Origin of the sequence: Clostridium pasteurianum DSM 525 = ATCC 6013 (genome assembly GCF_000807255.1) — a bacterium.
In the GTDB taxonomy this organism is placed as follows: domain Bacteria; phylum Bacillota; class Clostridia; order Clostridiales; family Clostridiaceae; genus Clostridium_I; species Clostridium_I pasteurianum.
The window spans coordinates 3,043,395-3,062,277 of the sequence record NZ_CP009268.1; the positions used below are offsets into that span (position 1 = coordinate 3,043,395).

The following is an 18,883-nucleotide window of genomic DNA, read 5'->3' on the forward strand; positions in this document are numbered from 1 at the left end:
TCAGCTCCTAACATCTAATATATTATGGTATATTGCCACTAATTGCATTATTATACCATTTATAAAAACAATCTGGTTAAAAGTGCTATTCAACAACACTTTTAACCAGATTATATTTATTAGCAATCTTATCATTCATTACAATAATTTCGCTTTTCCAAATGGTATTGTGATATGATAATTTCCTCTTTAGTGCATCTGATATAGGTAATAGCCATTCTATCTCATGTCCTTTAATTACAAGAATAAACTTTAACTTTGCTTGACTATTATTCAATTCAAAAAAGTTATTATTCAGTTCCCCATAAGCCTTATTTCTTTTTAAAATAGCTGAATAAAATAAGTTAAAAGAATGTATAAATTTATCTGAAATTTCATCTATAAACTCATCAAAACGTATAATATTGTGTTGTGTGGGCCTTGGTGAACTTGATTTTGCTTCAATAAAATTCAGTTCATTTACATTTCTTAAAAGAATGAATTCTACAACTTTTATGCCATCTCCTATTTTATTATGTAGTTTAGATTTTTCAATCTTAAAAATTTTATCTTCCTGAAAATCACCAAAAATCATATTAGATTCTTTTATCTGCACCATTATTCCATCGCCCTTTCAACTTCATCTTTATACAGTTGAATAAAGGTATCCATTATGGTATTATTTTTCAAATCTCCAAACTTAGTATTGTTCTCACATTTTACGCCATAATTAGTTTTATATAATGAATAATACATAATTTCGTCATTTTCAGATCGTTTAACTTCAAAATATTTTGCAAAAATATAATCATGTGTGGTAAGAAAAATTTGAACACCATTTCTCTGTAATTCAATTAATATTTCCACTAAATCTGGAATAAATTTAGGATTAATATTGGATTCCGGCTCATCCCATAAAAGAATACTATTCTCTGTTATATTCTCATTCATTAAAAGCTGCCATAACAACCCTATTTTCTTTAATCCTTCTGCTTCTACTGCAAAATCAACCATATCACCATTATTTTTTTTAACATAAAATTCTTCATTTTCAATGACAACCTTGCCATCCATCATCTTTTCAAGAATTGGCAGTATTTTCAATGCAATCTTAGGTGGTTCTTTTAATTGCCACTGTGAAGCTATTTTTACAATATCAATTAATGTTTTATCAAATGGAAATTCATTAAATTTATCAGCCATTGATACAAGACCTTTTGAGTGAGTAAGCATATCCTTTGCTGGAATAAATGTACAATTCATTTCCTGTGATGGATATGATATTTCATATGAACATTCATGCTTAATACCTGTTTTCGGATTACTTTCATTAATATTAAAATTAGATTTTCCCGCTAAATATTTTTTATCTGACTTATTATTAATATTTAATGCCTTTACTTCTAAAAATAACGGTTTAAACTGTTTAACTAAAAAATCACTTTTTAAGTTAACAGATTTAAAGTATTTTGAGATATCCTCTATATTTTTGCTTTTAGAAATTTGAATATCTGAATAAATTGCCTTAAGTAATTGTGTTTTTCCTGTGCCGTTCTCTCCAATTATTATATTTATACCCTTTGAAAAATCAGCTTTAAAGTTTTTAAAAACAGTAAAGTTTCTTAATTCAACACTTTCTATACTCACAATTGTATCACTCCTTGTTACCCATAAGGTATATTATTAGTTTTCTCTTATATTATATACCATAATTTACCTGTTTGAAATTAAGTTAATGGTAATTACTTCAAGATCATATATAATTAGCTATACAATTCTCCATTAAAAGCTTTTTGCATCAAAGAATTAAAGTTGTCCTCTAGTTCTTTTAAACTCTTTTGCATTTCAAATTTCAATTTGTCGACTTGCTTGACGAAATCTGCAAATTGGTTTTGGAGTTCTAGTGGTGGTATTGGAATATTCAGACTCATTAATCTTTGTTTTGATATATTAGACATAGACTTCGCAGAACCATTAGATAAAGCCTTAATATTTTCTCTAAACAAATCGTGATTAATTAATTTCCACAAATAAACTTTGTTACATTTTTCATTAGTATTAAACCTAAATATTAAATCAGGCATCATTAAATTAGGAGAAGTTTCATAAACATATGCACTCATTCCTACTAATTCTGGAGTGTTTTTTCTTGTAAATAACAAATCTCCATTTTTCACCTCAACACTTTCTACAAATAAATTTTCATCTGTCAATGCTTTATTTTCAGAAGAATTATATATTCCATATGTTACAGCACTTAATTTTAATATAGCTGGATATTCACCTTTTCTACTATAGTTTTCACATACAAAGCTTTTTCCATTTTCAATATTAATTAAACACTTTGAAAGCTCTTCAACTATCCATCCCTTAGAATTAGTAGCTGGATCACCAAACATCTCGATAAATCTCGATTTGACTAATTCATCTAACAACTTAATGGCTTCTTTTCTCTTTTCTAAAGTCTTTTCAGCCTTTTCTAAAACATCAACTATTTTCTTTTGAGTTTCTAATGGTGGTAATACTATATCTAACTCTAAATATCTCTTCATTTGAAGATTTCTTATTCCTGTTGTTTTATTTTGAAAATATTCTGTTATTCCTTTTTTATATATGTCTAGTAAAAAGTACATAACATATTTTGAAACAGCTTTTTTATCATATATTCTTAATACATGTGTAAAATTATTGCAAATATGATTATCTTCATATTTATCAAAGTATACTACTCTACCTACCGGTTGATTTTCACTACCGCCTGATTTTTCTAAAATAATATCTCCATACTTTAACTCTTTCTTTTCAATTATTTTTTTATCTATTTTTCTAGTTACAACATTGCTAAAATCTAGCCTTCCACTATTAGTAAAATTAGTAGTTCTTATTACACAAATTCCACTGTTATCAGTATCTTCATCACCCCATTCCCCTGCATATTTATCTTCTAATAAATCTTTTAGTTTTTCTAATCTCCATCCTTCAGGTAACTTAACATTTTCCATACTACTTCACCATTCCCTTTAACTCAGCTATATTCTCTAAAATAGATTTCTCCAAAATTTCAATCCTCTCCAATATAACCTCTGGCTTTTCATACACAACTTCTTCATATTCTATCTCTTTATACTTATTTATTGATAAATCATAATCATTACCTGCTATTTCTTCTTTTTCTACCCAGAACCATCTATCTTCTTTACTAGGTTCCAAAGTATTATCTTTCTTTATATCTCTCCATTTTTCAATTATATCTGGAATATCTCCATCAGTATCAAGTTTATTTCTCTTATCATCTAGAGAGTATCCATCGCTTTCCATATCATAAAACCATACTTTATTTGTTTCTCCACCTTTAGTAAATAAAAGCACTGCTGTTGATACTCCTGCATAGGGCTTAAATACTCCTGAAGGCATTGATATTACACCTTCTAATTGATTTTCTTCTACTAAATTTTTTCTTATATCCTTATGTGCCTTAGTTGACCCAAATAGTACTCCATCTGGTACTATAACTGCGCATCTTCCACCTAAGTCAAGTATTCTGTTTATGAGTTTTATAAATAATAATTCCGTCTTAGTAGTTTTGGCACCTTTTAATAAAGAAGGATTAATATCTTCCTTATCTATACTGCCTTTAAAAGGAGGATTAGCTAAAACCAAAGTATATTTATTTTCTTCTTCATATCTTTTTGATAACGAATCCATTTGTCTAACATTTGGATCATCAATGCTATGAAGCATTAAGTTCATTGAAGCTATTCTGACCATTGATGCATCAAAGTCAAAACCGTAGAACATATCCTTCTTAAAATGATCCCAGTCTTTTGGACTCATCATATCTCCAATTCTGTTATGTATATTCCCTTCCTCATCTGTAAATACACTTTCTGATCTTGTATATTTTTCAAGTATATATTCTAATGAATTAATTAAAAAACCTGCTGTACCACAGGCAGGGTCACATATCTTATCTTCAGCTGATGGATCCATAAGCTCAACCATCATCCTTATTATGTGTCTTGGTGTTCTAAACTGACCATTTACCCCTGATGTGGCAAGTTTTGATAACAGATATTCATATAAATCCCCTTTTGTATCTGCATCATCCATATTTATACCATCTATAAGTCTTACAGATTCTTGAAGTAATGATGGCTTAGGTATCATAAATACAGCATCCTTCATTTCAGCTGTAAAGCTCGATTCTTCTCCTCCCATAGATTTTATAAATGGAAATACCTTTTGAGATACTACTTCAAACATCTTTTCTACTTCTAAATGCTTAAATTGACTCCACTTTAATAATTCCCAATTAGAATCATCCTTTATTTTATTCTCTTTCTTTAACTTTTCACTTAATTCCATAAATAAGGATTTAAATGGCTTACCCATCCTATTGGCCATTTTTTCATTAGTAGTATCTATATCATCTAATCTCTTTATAAACAATAAATAAGATATCTGCTCTATTACTGTCAAAGGATTAGATATTCCCCCTGACCAAAAATTGTTCCATAGTTTATCAATTTTACTCTTAATTTCTGTGTGTAACATTTCTTCAATTCCTCTCTAAGTCTAAGATATAACGCTTACTTTGAACGGTGCTATTAAATTAAAAACATCATCTGCCATTGTTCCAAATATTCCATCTACTCCATTGGGGTCAAAGGATGTATAGGGAGTTGTAAATAATGCTGCAAAGGATATGCCTCTATTTTTAGCAATGTCGTTCTTAATTATTTCTAAAGTTTTAATCTGTGTAGCATTCATTTTATTATGATGTTTTTGAATGAAATCTTCAAATCTCTTATTTAATTCTATTTCATCTACCCCTATAAATCTCCTAATGATTCCAACTATGTCCTCTTTATCTATATCAGTTTTATTCGAAAGCTCGTCTACAGTATAAACAAAATCTTCTCCAAATATGGAATATATACTATCCATTTCTTCTTGAGAAAGCTTTTCACCTTTCCTTATTTTATGAATTACTAACTGATCCTTCAATCTTTCTTCAATAGCTGTTTTTACCCTCTTTTCATAAGGTTCCATATTTGCCCCATAAAGAACTGAACCAGCACTAATTTCTTTTACTACTGCTCCAGTATCCTTTATATCAATTACTACAAAAGCCCCTGCTCCAACTCCCTTATGTTTCATTAAATCTCTTAAATCTATTCTTATTTTCTCTAACTTTTCATAACTAAGATTCTCCCAACCTGCTGGCTCCAATAATAACTTTACAAATTCTCTCTTTCCATCAAACTGATTTATATTTGTTTTTAGTCTTGCCAACTTTTCCATAGCAGTATTGATTTCTCTAACTAATGAATCCTTATCGTTAGTCTCAAAGCATTGAAGTATTCTATAAATTGAATTGTCAAATAAAATAGCATCTAAATTTTCTTTTGCTTCAATCCACTGTATTAGCGGTGCTATTTCCAGCTTTAACTTCTTAATGAAGTCTTCACTCAATTGACTCCAGTATTCTTCCTTTTTAACCTGTTCTATCTTCTTTCTATTCTTCTTTATCTCTATACTTTCTGATGGCAATTCTCTAATATCAGACTTTAATCTTTCTATAAAATCATTACATATGCCAGTGTTATTTTTTGACTTATATATTTCTAAAAGCCTGCACATAAGTTCAAACCTAACCTGCATAGATGTTTTTTGAGGTCTTGGAACAAATCCTTTTGGATTCATTTCAAAAAACTCAAAGTTTTTATAACAGTCAAAGATTGCAAATTCCTTTTTATCTACTCCATCTCCAAATAAGTTATCACATCTTCTTGTGCCCCTGCCTATCATCTGCCAGAACTTAACTTTTGAATAAATGGGCTTTGCGAACACTAAGTTAACTATTTCAGGTACATCTATCCCTGTATCTAATAAATCTACCGATATAGCTATTCTCGGAAAGTCTTCTCCTTTAAAATCTTCTATAAGTCTTTCTTTTTCTGTAATACCTGAGTAAATAACGGCTGTCATCTTACCCTTATACTGAGGATACATTTCATTAAATAAAGACTCTAAAAGATTGGCATGCTTTTTATTTTTTGCAAATATAATTGTCTTACCTAGATAGTCTCCTACTTTAATTCCATTATCCATTAATGTCTTTAATATGTATCTATTAGTCTCTTTATTTGTTATTTTCTTTTCTAAGGCATCTTTATCAAATTCAATTTCATCACCGTTATATCCCTCATCTTCTAATTGTATTCTTTGCTGTTCTGTCATCTGGCTATACTTTATTCCTTTTCTTAAAAAGTCAGTAGTTGTATCAACTACTCTTGGTTCAATAAGGTATGGAGGTACATGACTCCATGCCTCATCTACTGAAAAATTGAAAGTGGGATCTTCATCATCACAATTGAATAAATCAAAAGTATTTCTTTCTATAAAATCTATAGGCGTAGCTGTAAGACCTATAATATGTGCATCAAAATATTCTAATATATCTCTATAGGTCTTGTATATGCTTCTATGTGACTCATCACAAATAACAAGATCAAAAAATCCCACACTAAACTTGCTATAATAATTAATCATAGTTTGATAAGTGGAGAAATAAAGTGTAGCTTCTCTATTATCTGAGTTTTTACCTGTAAACCTACAGGATATTTGCTCTGGCATGAATGTTTTAAAGCTATTCTTGTCCTCTTTAGCTTGTCTAACTAGTTCATCTCTATCAGCTAAAAACAACACTCTCTTAGCACAGTTTGCTTCCATCATGCCTTTAGTTAATGCAATAACGGTTCTTGTTTTTCCTGTTCCAGTAGCCATTACTAAAAGAGCTTTTCTATATCCATTAGAATATCTTTCATATACCCTTTTTATACCTTCTATTTGATAGGGTCTGCCTGCAATATTTTTATCTATTTCAACTTTATTTAAATCTTTTTTATATTTATGCTTAAAGAATAACTCTTCTAAATCATCTAGGGTGTAAAACCCCCAAATTTGTCTTGGCTGACTATACTTGTCATCCCACATATATATTTCATATCCATTGGTATAGAAAACTATAGGTCTAACTCTATAATCTCTTTCAATAGTATCAGCATATTCTACCGCTTGCTGACGACCTATAATAGGATCAACGGAAGATTTTTTAGCCTCAACTACTGCAACTGGTTTACCTTTTTTATTGAACAATACATAATCAGCAAAACCTTTTTTACCTAATTCTTTATGATTCTCTAGATGAAACTCTAATTTAACTAATTCATTATTGCTAACATCCCATCCAGCATCCTTTAACATTATATCTATAAGCTTCTTTCTAGTTTCTGCTTCATTAAGGTCTAAGGTTTCTTCAACTTCCTTTTCTACAATCTTATCTTTTTCAGTTACAACAGCTGTTTTTGTTTCTTCTTTGACAGAACTTACTTTTTTAGTATGTTCTTCACTTATTTCTTCCTTTTCTTTAGCATAATCTTCAATATTATATACTGGTGCTTTGGTTGTAACTGGTCTTGGCATCTTGTATGTTAGCGGTTTTATTGAAGTGTCCTTTGTTACCTTAATATAAAACCATGCAGCTACCTTATACATAGAAACTAAACACTCTAAGGCATCTTTTTTATTTTCATATCCTTCATGATTAGCCTTATTTCCATATCGTCTCACTATATCAAACAAATCTGGAATAGCTCCATTTATTCCCGTAGATCTTAAAAGCTTAATCTTATCATCTTGAGTTGCAAACCTAGGTACTTCAATCTTTAAAGTTGCTAATATATAATCAATTATCTGTTCCCCAAACATACGCATCTTTAACATTGATGCATTATTATCCGTATGAAGATAATTTTCAGCTTGTGTTCCTAACTTAGCCAAAATTGTCCATTTCTTATTATTTAAAAAAGTAAAATTGGACATCCTAATCCCCCTCAGTTTAACTTAATAATTATAATAATATTTTATTCGTTTTGACTAAATCATTCAATATATTACATTAATTTTACAAATAATAAATAATTATTATATATACAGTCTTACAAAAGTTATTTTCAATACCAATAACATAAATGATATTCTTTTATATCAATATTAAAGAATAAAACGTAAAAAAGTAACTAAGATATTTCTATCTTAATTACTTTTCCCAACTTTATAAATATCCCGTAATCTCTGTAAGTACTGGTTTCACAGTATTTTTATGCTATTCCCACTCAATGGTAGCCGGAGGCTTGCTTGTTATGTCATACACTATTCTGTTTACACCCTTGACTTCATTTACTATTCTTCTGGAAACTGTATCTAAAACCTCATAGGGAATTCTTGCCCAGTCAGAAGTCATGGCATCAGAACTAGTTACGGCCCTTAGTGCTATTGTATGAGTATAAGTTCTTTCATCTCCCATAACACCAACGGATCTTATGTTTGGAAGACATGCAAAGTACTGCCATATAGCTTCATCAAGTTTTGCTTTAGCTATTTCATCCCTGAAAATTGCATCTGCTTCTCTTACAATTTCAAGTTTTTCTTCTGTTATCTCTCCAAGTACTCTTATTCCAAGACCTGGTCCAGGGAAAGGCTGCCTCCATACTAATCCATGAGGAATACCAAGTTCCTCTCCTACTGCTCTTACTTCATCTTTAAAAAGCTCTCTAAGTGGTTCAATAAGTTTAAATTCCATATCTTCAGGAAGTCCACCTACATTATGATGGCTTTTTATTGTTGCTGAGGTAGCAGTACCACTTTCAACTACGTCAGGATAAATTGTCCCTTGTACAAGGTAAGCTATATCTCCTAGCTTTTTTGATTCTTCTTCAAACACTCTTATAAATTCTTCACCTATAATTTTTCTCTTTTTCTCAGGATCACTAACCCCGGAAAGCTTACCCAAGAATCTATCTTTTGCATTCACTCTTATAAGATTCATATCAAATTGTTTTCTAAAAATGTCTTCAACCTGATCACCCTCATCTTTTCTTAAAAGACCATGATCTACAAAAATACATGTAAGCTGTTTACCTATAGCCTTATGCACAAGTACTGCTGCTACTGAGGAATCAACCCCGCCAGAAAGTGCACAGATAACTTTTTTATCTCCAACAATTTCTTTAATTTCCTTAATTTTTTCTTCTGCAAAAGATGACATGGACCAATCACCCTTTAAGTCACAAACCTTGAATAAAAAATTAGACAACATTTCTTTTCCAAAAGCCGTATGTTCTACTTCCGGATGAAATTGGACTCCATATATATTCTTCTCTTCATTTGCCATGGCTGCTACAGGGCACTGCTTAGTAGTAGCAGCTATTTTAAAGCCTGCTGGTGGTTCTGATACATAATCTGTATGACTCATCAAAGCTATATTATTCTCTTCTATTCCATTGAAAATTTTACAATCTTTAGAAAGATTAATCTCAGCTTTTCCATATTCTCTAATTTCTGCACTTTCCACTTTACCACCTAGAGTGTGAGTTATAAGCTGATGTCCATAACATATACCAAGTACTGGAATTCCAAGATCAAATAATTTCTTATCAACCTTTGGCGTATTATCTCCATAAACACTATTTGGACCACCAGTGAAAATTATTCCCTTTGGAGCTTTTTCTTTTATCTTATCAATAGAATATGTATATGGAATTATTTCACAGTATACATTATTTTCTCTTACTCTTCTTGCAATAAGCTGATTATATTGTCCGCCAAAATCTATAACTAAAACAAGTTCTCTGTTCATATTTTCCTCCTAATTAAATTATCATTTAAAATTATTATACTATTAATGAATGCCAATAGGTAGTTAATTTTTATTGATTTACACTGTAATTAGGAGCTTCTTTTGTTATAGATATATCATGTGGATGACTTTCTCTAAGTCCAGCAGAAGTTTGAACTACAAAATTTGCTGTTTCGTACATAGTATGCAAATCTTTTGCTCCTAAATATCCCATACCAGAACGTATTCCGCCTACAAGCTGATAAATTGTATCTACAACAGATCCTTTAAATGGTACTCTTCCTTCAACACCTTCTGGCACGAGTTTTTTGTTGCCTTCTTGGAAGTATCTATCCTTACTTCCATTTGCCATTGCAGCCAAAGATCCCATACCTCTATACACTTTATAACTTCTTCCCTGGTATATTTCTATTTCTCCTGGAGCTTCTTCACAGCCTGCAAACATTGATCCAAGCATAGCTACACTAGCACCGGCCGCCAAAGCCTTAACTATATCTCCAGAATACTTGAGTCCACCATCTGCAATTACAGGTATTCCATATTTGTTAGCAACTTCAACACAATCCATTACTGCTGTTAATTGAGGTACACCAATACCTGAAACAACTCTAGTTGTACAGATAGATCCTGGTCCTATACCAACTTTTACACAATCTACTCCAGCCTCAATAAGCTCCTTTGTAGCTTCACCAGTAGCTATATTTCCTGCAATGATTTGAATATCAGTATATTTTTCTTTTATTTTTTTCACTGCTTCTATTACGCCTTTAGAATGACCATGAGCAGTATCTACTACTATGACATCTACATGTGCCTTAACAAGTGCATCTACTCTATCCATCATGTCGTCAGTAACACCCACACCAGCACCACACAGAAGTCTTCCCTGCTTATCTTTTGCAGCATTTGGGAAAGCCTTTACTTTTTCTATGTCTTTTATAGTAATAAGTCCTTTTAAATAATTATTTTCATCAACTAATGGAAGTTTTTCAATTTTATTTTTCTTTAATATTTCTTTAGCTTCTTCTAAAGTAGTATTTTCTACAGCAGTTATAAGTTTTTCAGAGGTCATAACTTCAGAAATAGCCTTAGTATAATCATTTTCAAATACTATATCTCTATTTGTAATTATTCCTACCAATTTGCCTTCAACGGTTATAGGAACACCAGAAATTCTGTATCTAGACATAAGTTTAAGAGCATCTTCAATTGTATTTTCAGGTGCTAGTGAAAAAGGATTAGTTATAACTCCATTCTCTTGTCTTTTTACCCTATCTACTTCAAGAGCCTGCTCTTCAATTGTCATATTCTTATGTATTATTCCTATACCACCTTCTCTTGCCATAGCTATAGCCATTTTGGATTCCGTTACAGTATCCATACTAGCACTCATAAGAGGTATATTTAGCTTTATAGTTTTAGTAAGATTTGTACTAAGGTTTGTATTTCTTGGTAAAATTTCAGATTTATTAGGTACTAATAACACATCATCAAAAGTGTAAGCTTGTTTTAAAATTTTGGCCATTATCATAACTTCCTTTCAGCATATAGTAAACTATTATTAACTTATCTATAACTAGTAGTAACAAGCTCTACCAGTTCTATGCACTACAATGGAATAGAAAATATATTTTACCTTTTCTATCCATATCTTTTATATTAATAAACAAAAAAACCAAGAATATTGGTTTTTTAATTTTCTAAATAAAATTACACACATATAATTATATATTATTCTCAACAATATCACTTATTTTATTTAAAATAAATACATTTGTCAATTGCAAAAATTGCCACATTATAAAATATAAACATCTTAATATTATATATATTTACCAATATAATTATATTTATAATCATATTTTATATAAATAATATTTAATGTACAAATTAATTATTTAAATATTTAATTTTTATGGGTAAATTGTAATAATTCATAAAAACAAATTATTTTATAATGAAACAATTTTATAATATAAAAATATCCCGTAAACTAAGTTTACGAGATATTTTTACACTATATTTACTTTTTAAATTAGTACATTCCGTCCATTCCCATTCCAGGAGCTCCACCTGGCATTGGTGCAGGATTCTTTTCAGGTATATCTGCAACCACACCTTCAGTTGTTAGGAATGTTGAAGCTACAGATGCAGCATTTTGAAGTGCAGATCTTGTAACTTTAGTTGGATCTACAATTCCTTCTTTTATCATATCTACATATCTTTCACGAAGAGCATCAAAACCAATACCCTTTTCACTGTTTATAACTTTTTCTATTATAACAGAACCTTCAAGTCCAGCATTTGCTGCTATTTGTCTTACAGGCTCTTCAAGAGCTTTTACTATTATGTTAATTCCAACTTGAACGTCTGGATCTTCATCAGTAATTTTCTTAACTTCTGGTAGTATATTTAAGTAAGCTGTACCACCACCAGGAACTATTCCCTCTTCTACAGCTGCTTTTGTTGCTGCAAGTGCATCTTCTATTCTAAGCTTTCTTTCCTTAAGTTCTGTTTCAGTAGCAGCTCCTACTTTTACTACTGCAACTCCTCCTGCAAGTTTTGCAAGTCTTTCTTTTAATTTTTCAGTATCAAAATCTGAAGTTGAATCTTCAATTTGAGTTTTTATTTGAGCAACTCTGTCTTTAATTTCTTCTTTGCTACCTCTGCCATTTACAATTGTAGTGTTTTCTTTTGTAACTTTAACGCTTTCAGCTCTTCCAAGCTCATCTAAAGTTACATCTTTAAGATCTTTTCCAAGTTCATCTGATATAACTTCTCCACCAGTTAAAATAGCTATATCTTTAAGCATATCTTTTCTTCTATCTCCGAAACCAGGAGCTTTAACACCTATGCATGTAAATGTACCTCTTAATTTATTTACAACAAGTGTTGTAAGAGCTTCTCCTTCGATATCTTCAGCTATGATTAAAAGCTTCTTTCCCTGTTGAACTATTTGTTCTAATAGTGGAAGTATTTCCTGTATGTTTGAAATTTTCTTATCTGTTATAAGTACATATGGATCATCAAGAGCTGCTTCCATCTTTTCTGTATCAGTTACCATGTAAGCACTTAAATATCCTCTATCAAATTGCATACCTTCAACTATGTCTAATTCTGTTCCCATAGATTTTGATTCTTCTACAGTGATAACTCCTTCGTTACCAACCTTTTCCATAGCATCTGCTATAAGTTTTCCAATATTTGGATCACTGGCTGAAATAGCTGCAACTCTAGCTATGTCTTCTTTTCCATTTATAGGTTTTGAAAGTTCCTTTAGATTTTTAATAGTTTCTTCAACAGCTTTATTTATACCTGTTCTTATAAGCATTGGATTAGCACCTGCTGTAACATTTTTTAATCCTTCTCTTATTATAGCCTGTGCTAATAGTGTAGCTGTTGTAGTACCATCTCCTGCTACGTCATTAGTTTTTGTAGCAACTTCTTTTACAAGTTGAGCTCCCATGTTTTCATATGGATCTTCTAATTCTATTTCTCTTGCAATACTTACACCATCATTAGTTATAAGTGGTGATCCAAATTTTTTATCTAAAACTACGTTTCTGCCTTTTGGTCCAAGTGTTACCTTAACTGTATTCGCAAGTTTGTCTACACCTGCCTGCATAGATCTTCTGCCTTCTTCACCTAATAATATGCTTTTAGCCATATAAATCCCTCCAAACAATATTAAAATCTAATTTCTATCTTAATGATTAATCTTCAACTATTCCAAGTATGTCATCTTGTTTTACAATTAAATATTCTTCTCCATCAAGCTTAACTTCATTTCCACTATATTTTGAGAAAAATACTTTGTCATCAGCTTTCAATTCCATTTTAACTTCTTTTCCATCTACATACCCACCAGGTCCTACTGCTACAACCTGTGCAATTTCTGGCTTTTCTTTAGCAGATCCTGGCAAAACAATTCCGCTCTTTGTTGTTGCTTCTGCTTCTAATCTTTTAATAACAACTCTGTCTCCAAGTGGTCTAATTTTCATCTTTAAACCCTCCTCAATTTATTAAAAAATATATTATTATTTTTACCTGTTAGCACTCATTACACTTGAGTGCTAATACAATTATTATAATAATTAATAGCATTTATATAAGCAAATTTCATGTTAGCACTAATACAGGTAATATAGTCAATTATATTTAATTATCTCTTACTATATCCATATTTTACTTAATTACTCCTATTTTCTTTATATGTCTATAGTTCAAATATAAAAGTATAAAAATCCTTTATTTTCATGTAATTTTAACAAATATTTTAATAAATCTATATTAAAAATACATATAAACAATTATAATTATAATTGTAAACAAAATAAGTTCTTTATTAATTAATACATAGTAGGAGATAAATATGTCTAATAAAAAAATTTTTATACTTCAATTAGTTATGTCAATAATTATATTTCTAGCTACAATTGCATTTTTTACTAAAATAGTTTCTAATTTTAAGTCGCTTTATTATTATGATATAGTAAACTTAGACATAGAAAAAAGTTCTGGCATAGACGTCAGCACTATTAAAACTAACTATAATTATTTAATTGACTTTTTGAACCAATCCAATCCATCAGACTTTATTCTTCCAACACTTGACTCATCAGTTAACGGAAAAACACATTTTTTTGAAGTACATAGGATTTTCTCAAATTTAAATTATTTTCTGTACTTTTCTATAATATTTATTATTATTTCTGTTATTATAAGCATAAAAAATAAGATATATTTATATTTGAAAGTATCAGGTATAAGTTTAATGGTTTTTCCGTTAATACTAGCCCCTATTCTCATGACAGGTTTTACAGATTATTTTGATAGCTTTCATAAAATATTATTCAGAAATGATTTTTGGTTATTTGATCCTAGCGCAGATCCTGTAATTTTAATTCTTCCTGAATCATTTTTTATGCACTGTCTTATATTAATAGTATTTTTATCAATGCTATTTGGATTTATACTATATGTGATATATAGATTTTTACATAGAAAATCAAAGTTTAAAAATACATTAAAGTATATATAAAAAAATCTATTAATTTAAGCAAATAACAAAATCTAGGAATATTTAATAAACATCCCTAGATTTTGTTACTTTTTAATATCCTCTAAACAGTTATATTATTTTCGCGAGCATAGTAGAACAAATACTGTTGAGCAAATCCTGACAGCATTCCAAATTTATTTCTTCCAAAATCTCTTATTTTTTTTAATGAAACATCCGGAGCTACATAAAAATGCATCATAGCTCTTTTAACCCATACATCTACAGGGAATGCAGAATATTTCTGCATTGAAAACAACATTATGCAATCAGCTACTTTAGGACCTACTCCCATGAACTTCTGCAGCTCAATGTGACACTGATTATCATCACAGCTATATATTTTTTCTAAAATATTATTACTTTCATAAACTCTTTCACAGGTATCCTTTATATACTTTGCCCTGAAACCTGTTCCACATTCTTCAAAGTCTTCTATTGTCTTATCCTGTAAATCTTCTACTTTTGGAAAAGTATAATAGGTTTCACCTTTATATTGTATTTTCTTTCCCCATTTTTTACTTATAGCTTTTATAGCCCTTTTTATCATAGGTATCCTATTATTTGCAGAAATAATAAAAGATATAAGTATTTCAAAAGGCTCTTGCTTTAAAATTCTTATGCCACTTCCAAAATTTACTGATTTCTTAAGAAGAGGATCTTTACTCAGCTCCTCTTTAATTTCATTATAATCTCTTTCAAGATCAAAATACTTTATCCATATATCATTAAATTCTTTTTCTGTAGTATTATGTATTATTAAATCATTACCTTTTCTTTCCACTTCAATTACTCTATCAAAAGCAACTCCAGTAAAAGTACCTTCTTTTGTCTTATTCCATCTAAAACATTGTCCACATTCAAATACATGATCTAATTCAAAGTTTCTGATCTCTCTAATTATTACATAATCCTCATTACTTTCAATGCTTTTAAAATCCATAGTATATCCTCTTTTCAGTAAAAATATAATCTGAATATTTATTAAATATTTTTTACTCTGTATTCTTCTATTAATTGCTCCAAAATTTCAGCAGCAGTATATACCATTTTACTACAACGTTCTTCATAATTTGCAAATTTTTCTTTAAGTTCTATACAATTTTTTTCATGAAAAACACTTTGAAATCTATTAAAAAACTCCATAGATAATTCCTTTATTTTAGAGCTTTCGTGAGCCTTATCTCTAACAAAAATAATACCAAGCACAGCTAAAGCTCCTGTTATAGCACCACATACGCTACCTATTGCCATTCCACCACCAAAAGCTGCCATGGATTTTAGTGTATTTTTATCTAAATTAAGATTATAATTTTCATTTGCTGCATAAATTATTGTTTCCGCACAATTTAAATTATATTCTTTATCATAATATTTTTTAACATAATCAATCAACAAATTAACACCTTATTTCTCTATGTATACCATATAAAAATCAATATAGCATAAATTATATTATTAATTATAGATATCCAATTTCATAATTGAAGCAAGTTCTTAATTCAGGTGGGGATTCTTTTACCCCATCTGAATTTTAGAACTGCGAATGCATGGCTTACTTGGCGTTGAACTCCCACTTTAGGAAAAGCAGAGAGCCCAAATTTTAATTTGGTGCGAGGGCTGTACAGAGTGCGAGGGAGACTTACGCCAAGTTAGTCAGGTTAAATATTGATAAACATGAATAAGCTGAATAGCTTTATTTAAAAAACTTAAAATTTGTATTTTAAATTGGATATCTATGATACAAAATATTTCAGTAAAAACACTTAAGAAATAAATTCAATTTACTAGTAATATATAATTATTTACTTAAATCCTCATGAATAGCTTTGGCTGCCTTTTTTCCTGCACTCATTGCTAATATTACAGTAGCTGGACCAGTTACCACATCTCCACCAGCATAAATTCTTTCTCTTGAGGTACGCCCAGTTTCTTCATCAATTATTATACGATTTTTCTTATCATGTTCAAGGCCTTCTGTAGTATCATTAATTAACGGATCAGCACCTGATCCTATAGCCATAATTACCATATCTACATCTAAAATGAACTCTGAGTTTTCAACTGCTGCAGGTCTTCTTCTACCAGATTCATCTGGTTCTCCCAGCTCCATTTTAACACATTTTATACCTTTTACCCATCCATTAGAATCTCCTAAAATTCCAACTGGATTAGTTAAAAGATGAAATTTAATGCCTTCCTTTTTAGCATATTTTACTTCTTCTGCTCTTGAAGGCAGTTCCTCTTCTGATCTTCTATATATGAGATGAGATTCTGCCCCAAGTCTTAAAGCGGCCCTTACAGCATCCATAGCTACATTTCCTCCACCTACTACAGCTACTTTCTTTCCTATTACAGTAGGTGTCATATAATCTTCTCTATAATCTTTCATAAGATTATTTTTAGTTAAGAACTCATTTGCAGCAAGTACTCCATTAAGATTTTCACCAGGTATCCACATAAAGTTTGGAACTGCTGCTCCAGTTCCAATAAATACAGCTTCAAAACCTTCTTCTTTTAAAAGTTCGTCTATAGTTATAGTTCTTCCTATAATAACATTTGTTTCTATTTTAACTCCCAATTTTTTAAGATTATCTATTTCTGGCTTAACTACATCATCCTTAGGCAGTACAAACTCTGGTATTCCCCAGGCCAAAACTCCTCCTGCCTCATGAAGAGCTTCGAATATAGTAACTTCATAGCCTAGTTTTGCCAAATCACCTGCACAGGCTATTCCAGCTGGACCACTGCCTATAACAGCTACCTTTTTACCATTACTTTGGGCTTTTTCATTCAGCTGTATATTATTTTCTCTAGACCAGTCAGCTACAAATCTTTCAAGGTTTCCTATGGATATTGGTTCACCCTTTATGCCAAGTACACATCCTCCTTCACATTGAAGCTCTTGAGGACAAACTCTTCCACATACTGCTGGCAGAGAACTTGTTTCAGCAATTATGCTTGCTGCCTTTTTAAAATCTTTTTCTCTTATACATTTTATAAATTGGGGTATTTTATTATTCACAGGACATTTACCCACACATCTAGGATTTTTACATTGAAGACATCTGTTAGCTTCTTTTATAGCATCTTCTTCTGTATATCCTAAACAAACTTCATTAAAATTTTTTATTCTAGTATTTACATCCTGTTCTCCAGCAGGTGTTCTCTGTAATTTACTCATGAATATCCTCCTCTACCCCTATAGTGACTTCATTTTCACTATGATTACAAACTCCGTGCTCTTTTCTATACTGTAATTTAGCTTCATAGCTGCTATAGAAATTTTCTCTTCTCTTAACTTCTTCAAAATCTACAAGATGACCATCAAACTCTGGTCCATCTTGACAGGCAAATTTAATATTTCCTGCTATAGTAAGTCTACATCCTCCACACATTCCAATACCATCCAACATTAATGTAGTTAAACTAACTATAGTTTTTATACCATAATCTTTAGTAACAGAACAAACCTTTTCCATAAATTCCGTACTACCTATAGATATAATCAAATCATATTTTTTATCTTCATCTAAAATATTTTTTAAGACAGTTGAAATAGTTCCCTTAATTCCCTTACTTCCATCTTCCGTAGAAATAATCAAATTTTTAGCTATATCTTCAATTTTATCTTCAAATATTATATTTTTATAACTGTTAAAAGCCACCAAAACATCACTTGCTACATTATTCTTATATAGCCATGAAAGAGCTGGATACACTCTTGCAGCTGACAATTCATCTGTTACAAATAATATGTTTTTTTCTTTAAGATCATCTACATTTTCATGCACAAAAAAAGATGCCTGTCCTATAGGTCCTGCTAAATCTAATATACTATCTCCAATTTTTAAATTTGAAAGCTGTTTTACGGATGCTTCTTCACTATTTTTAAAGATAATAGTTATTGATTGTTCTTCAATATTATAATCACAAATAGAGAAAGGTATTCTTTCTCCCTTTTCATCAATTCTAAGGATTATAAACTGACCTGGTTTTATAGACTTTGCCACCCTTGGTGCCATTATTTTCATGCTATATATATCGTTAACATCTTTACTGACATCTAATATTTTAAACATTTTACCCTCCATTTATATATTGCAATAAGATTTTATAAAACTTTTATAACAAATATATAA

General features: G+C 30.2%; 14 protein-coding genes. 1 reads left to right on the plus strand and 13 read right to left on the minus strand.

Annotation, left to right across the window (positions count from 1 at the left end; translation table 11 throughout):
- Nucleotides 1–85: 85 nt before the first annotated feature.
- From CLPA_RS20895 to CLPA_RS13865, 9 genes are all read right to left on the minus strand, one after another.
- Entirely contained in the window at nucleotides 86–598 is a 513-nt protein-coding gene (locus CLPA_RS20895; protein ID WP_003443059.1) for a hypothetical protein, read from the minus strand.
- The gene (locus CLPA_RS13830; protein ID WP_003443062.1) at nucleotides 598–1,626 is read right to left on the minus strand and encodes an AAA family ATPase; all 1,029 of its coding nucleotides are present in this window, start codon (nucleotides 1,624–1,626) and stop codon (nucleotides 598–600) included. The genes CLPA_RS20895 and CLPA_RS13830 overlap by 1 nt, the downstream gene beginning before the upstream one ends.
- 116 nt (nucleotides 1,627–1,742) lie before the next feature.
- The gene (locus CLPA_RS13835) at nucleotides 1,743–2,981 is read right to left on the minus strand and encodes a restriction endonuclease subunit S (protein ID WP_003443066.1); all 1,239 of its coding nucleotides are present in this window, start codon (nucleotides 2,979–2,981) and stop codon (nucleotides 1,743–1,745) included.
- 1 nt (nucleotide 2,982) lies between these two features.
- Nucleotides 2,983–4,533: a class I SAM-dependent DNA methyltransferase gene (locus CLPA_RS13840; protein WP_003443068.1), complete on the minus strand. Its 1,551-nt coding sequence runs from the start codon at nucleotides 4,531–4,533 to the stop codon at nucleotides 2,983–2,985.
- Nucleotides 4,534–4,554: 21 nt separating this feature from the next.
- Entirely contained in the window at nucleotides 4,555–7,866 is a 3,312-nt protein-coding gene (locus CLPA_RS13845; protein WP_003443070.1) for a type I restriction endonuclease subunit R, read from the minus strand.
- A gap of 283 nt (nucleotides 7,867–8,149) precedes the next feature.
- The gene (gene guaA / locus CLPA_RS13850; RefSeq protein ID WP_003443073.1) at nucleotides 8,150–9,682 is read right to left on the minus strand and encodes a glutamine-hydrolyzing GMP synthase; all 1,533 of its coding nucleotides are present in this window, start codon (nucleotides 9,680–9,682) and stop codon (nucleotides 8,150–8,152) included.
- A gap of 70 nt (nucleotides 9,683–9,752) precedes the next feature.
- A complete protein-coding gene (gene guaB / locus CLPA_RS13855; protein WP_003443075.1) occupies nucleotides 9,753–11,207 on the minus strand; it encodes an IMP dehydrogenase in 1,455 nt (484 codons plus the stop codon).
- Nucleotides 11,208–11,717: 510 nt separating this feature from the next.
- A complete protein-coding gene (gene groL, locus CLPA_RS13860; protein WP_003443077.1) occupies nucleotides 11,718–13,349 on the minus strand; it encodes a chaperonin GroEL in 1,632 nt (543 codons plus the stop codon).
- Nucleotides 13,350–13,395: 46 nt separating this feature from the next.
- Nucleotides 13,396–13,683 (minus strand): co-chaperone GroES, encoded by a 288-nt coding sequence (locus CLPA_RS13865; RefSeq protein ID WP_003443081.1) that lies wholly within the window; start codon nucleotides 13,681–13,683, stop codon nucleotides 13,396–13,398.
- A gap of 371 nt (nucleotides 13,684–14,054) precedes the next feature.
- Here CLPA_RS13865 and CLPA_RS13870 point away from each other — a divergent pair, with 371 nt between their 5' ends.
- On the plus strand, nucleotides 14,055–14,723 hold the full coding sequence (locus CLPA_RS13870; protein ID WP_003443084.1) for a TIGR01906 family membrane protein: 669 nt from the start codon (nucleotides 14,055–14,057) through the stop codon (nucleotides 14,721–14,723).
- An 82-nt stretch (nucleotides 14,724–14,805) separates the two neighbouring features.
- Here the strand turns inward: CLPA_RS13870 and CLPA_RS13875 are convergent, their stop codons facing one another.
- The 4 genes from CLPA_RS13875 to CLPA_RS13890 form a co-directional block, all read right to left on the minus strand.
- A complete protein-coding gene (locus tag CLPA_RS13875) occupies nucleotides 14,806–15,684 on the minus strand; it encodes a DNA-3-methyladenine glycosylase family protein (protein ID WP_003443086.1) in 879 nt (292 codons plus the stop codon).
- Nucleotides 15,685–15,725: 41 nt separating this feature from the next.
- The gene (locus CLPA_RS13880) at nucleotides 15,726–16,139 is read right to left on the minus strand and encodes a C-GCAxxG-C-C family (seleno)protein (RefSeq protein WP_034829926.1); all 414 of its coding nucleotides are present in this window, start codon (nucleotides 16,137–16,139) and stop codon (nucleotides 15,726–15,728) included.
- Between the two features lie 403 nt (nucleotides 16,140–16,542).
- Entirely contained in the window at nucleotides 16,543–17,925 is a 1,383-nt protein-coding gene (gltA, locus tag CLPA_RS13885) for an NADPH-dependent glutamate synthase (RefSeq protein WP_003443091.1), read from the minus strand.
- Nucleotides 17,918–18,823, minus strand: coding sequence for a sulfide/dihydroorotate dehydrogenase-like FAD/NAD-binding protein (locus CLPA_RS13890; protein WP_003443093.1), 906 nt, complete (start codon nucleotides 18,821–18,823; stop codon nucleotides 17,918–17,920). The genes gltA and CLPA_RS13890 overlap by 8 nt, the downstream gene beginning before the upstream one ends.
- Nucleotides 18,824–18,883 lie beyond the last annotated feature (60 nt).

Bases quoted from the DNA above. Each gene is read 5' to 3' on its own strand.
- gltA (WP_003443091.1), bottom strand. From the start codon at position 17,925: ATGAGTAAATTACAGAGAACACCTGCTGGAGAACAGGATGTAAATACT.
- guaB (WP_003443075.1), bottom strand. From the start codon at position 11,207: ATGGCCAAAATTTTAAAACAAGCTTACACTTTTGATGATGTGTTATTA.
- CLPA_RS13845 (WP_003443070.1), bottom strand. From the start codon at position 7,866: ATGTCCAATTTTACTTTTTTAAATAATAAGAAATGGACAATTTTGGCT.
- CLPA_RS13835 (WP_003443066.1), bottom strand. From the start codon at position 2,981: ATGGAAAATGTTAAGTTACCTGAAGGATGGAGATTAGAAAAACTAAAA.
- groL (WP_003443077.1), bottom strand. From the start codon at position 13,349: ATGGCTAAAAGCATATTATTAGGTGAAGAAGGCAGAAGATCTATGCAG.
- CLPA_RS20895 (WP_003443059.1), bottom strand. From the start codon at position 598: ATGGTGCAGATAAAAGAATCTAATATGATTTTTGGTGATTTTCAGGAA.
- CLPA_RS13840 (WP_003443068.1), bottom strand. From the start codon at position 4,533: ATGTTACACACAGAAATTAAGAGTAAAATTGATAAACTATGGAACAAT.
- guaA (WP_003443073.1), bottom strand. From the start codon at position 9,682: ATGAACAGAGAACTTGTTTTAGTTATAGATTTTGGCGGACAATATAAT.
- CLPA_RS13875 (WP_003443086.1), bottom strand. From the start codon at position 15,684: ATGGATTTTAAAAGCATTGAAAGTAATGAGGATTATGTAATAATTAGA.
- CLPA_RS13890 (WP_003443093.1), bottom strand. From the start codon at position 18,823: ATGTTTAAAATATTAGATGTCAGTAAAGATGTTAACGATATATATAGC.
- CLPA_RS13865 (WP_003443081.1), bottom strand. From the start codon at position 13,683: ATGAAAATTAGACCACTTGGAGACAGAGTTGTTATTAAAAGATTAGAA.
- CLPA_RS13870 (WP_003443084.1), top strand. From the start codon at position 14,055: ATGTCTAATAAAAAAATTTTTATACTTCAATTAGTTATGTCAATAATT.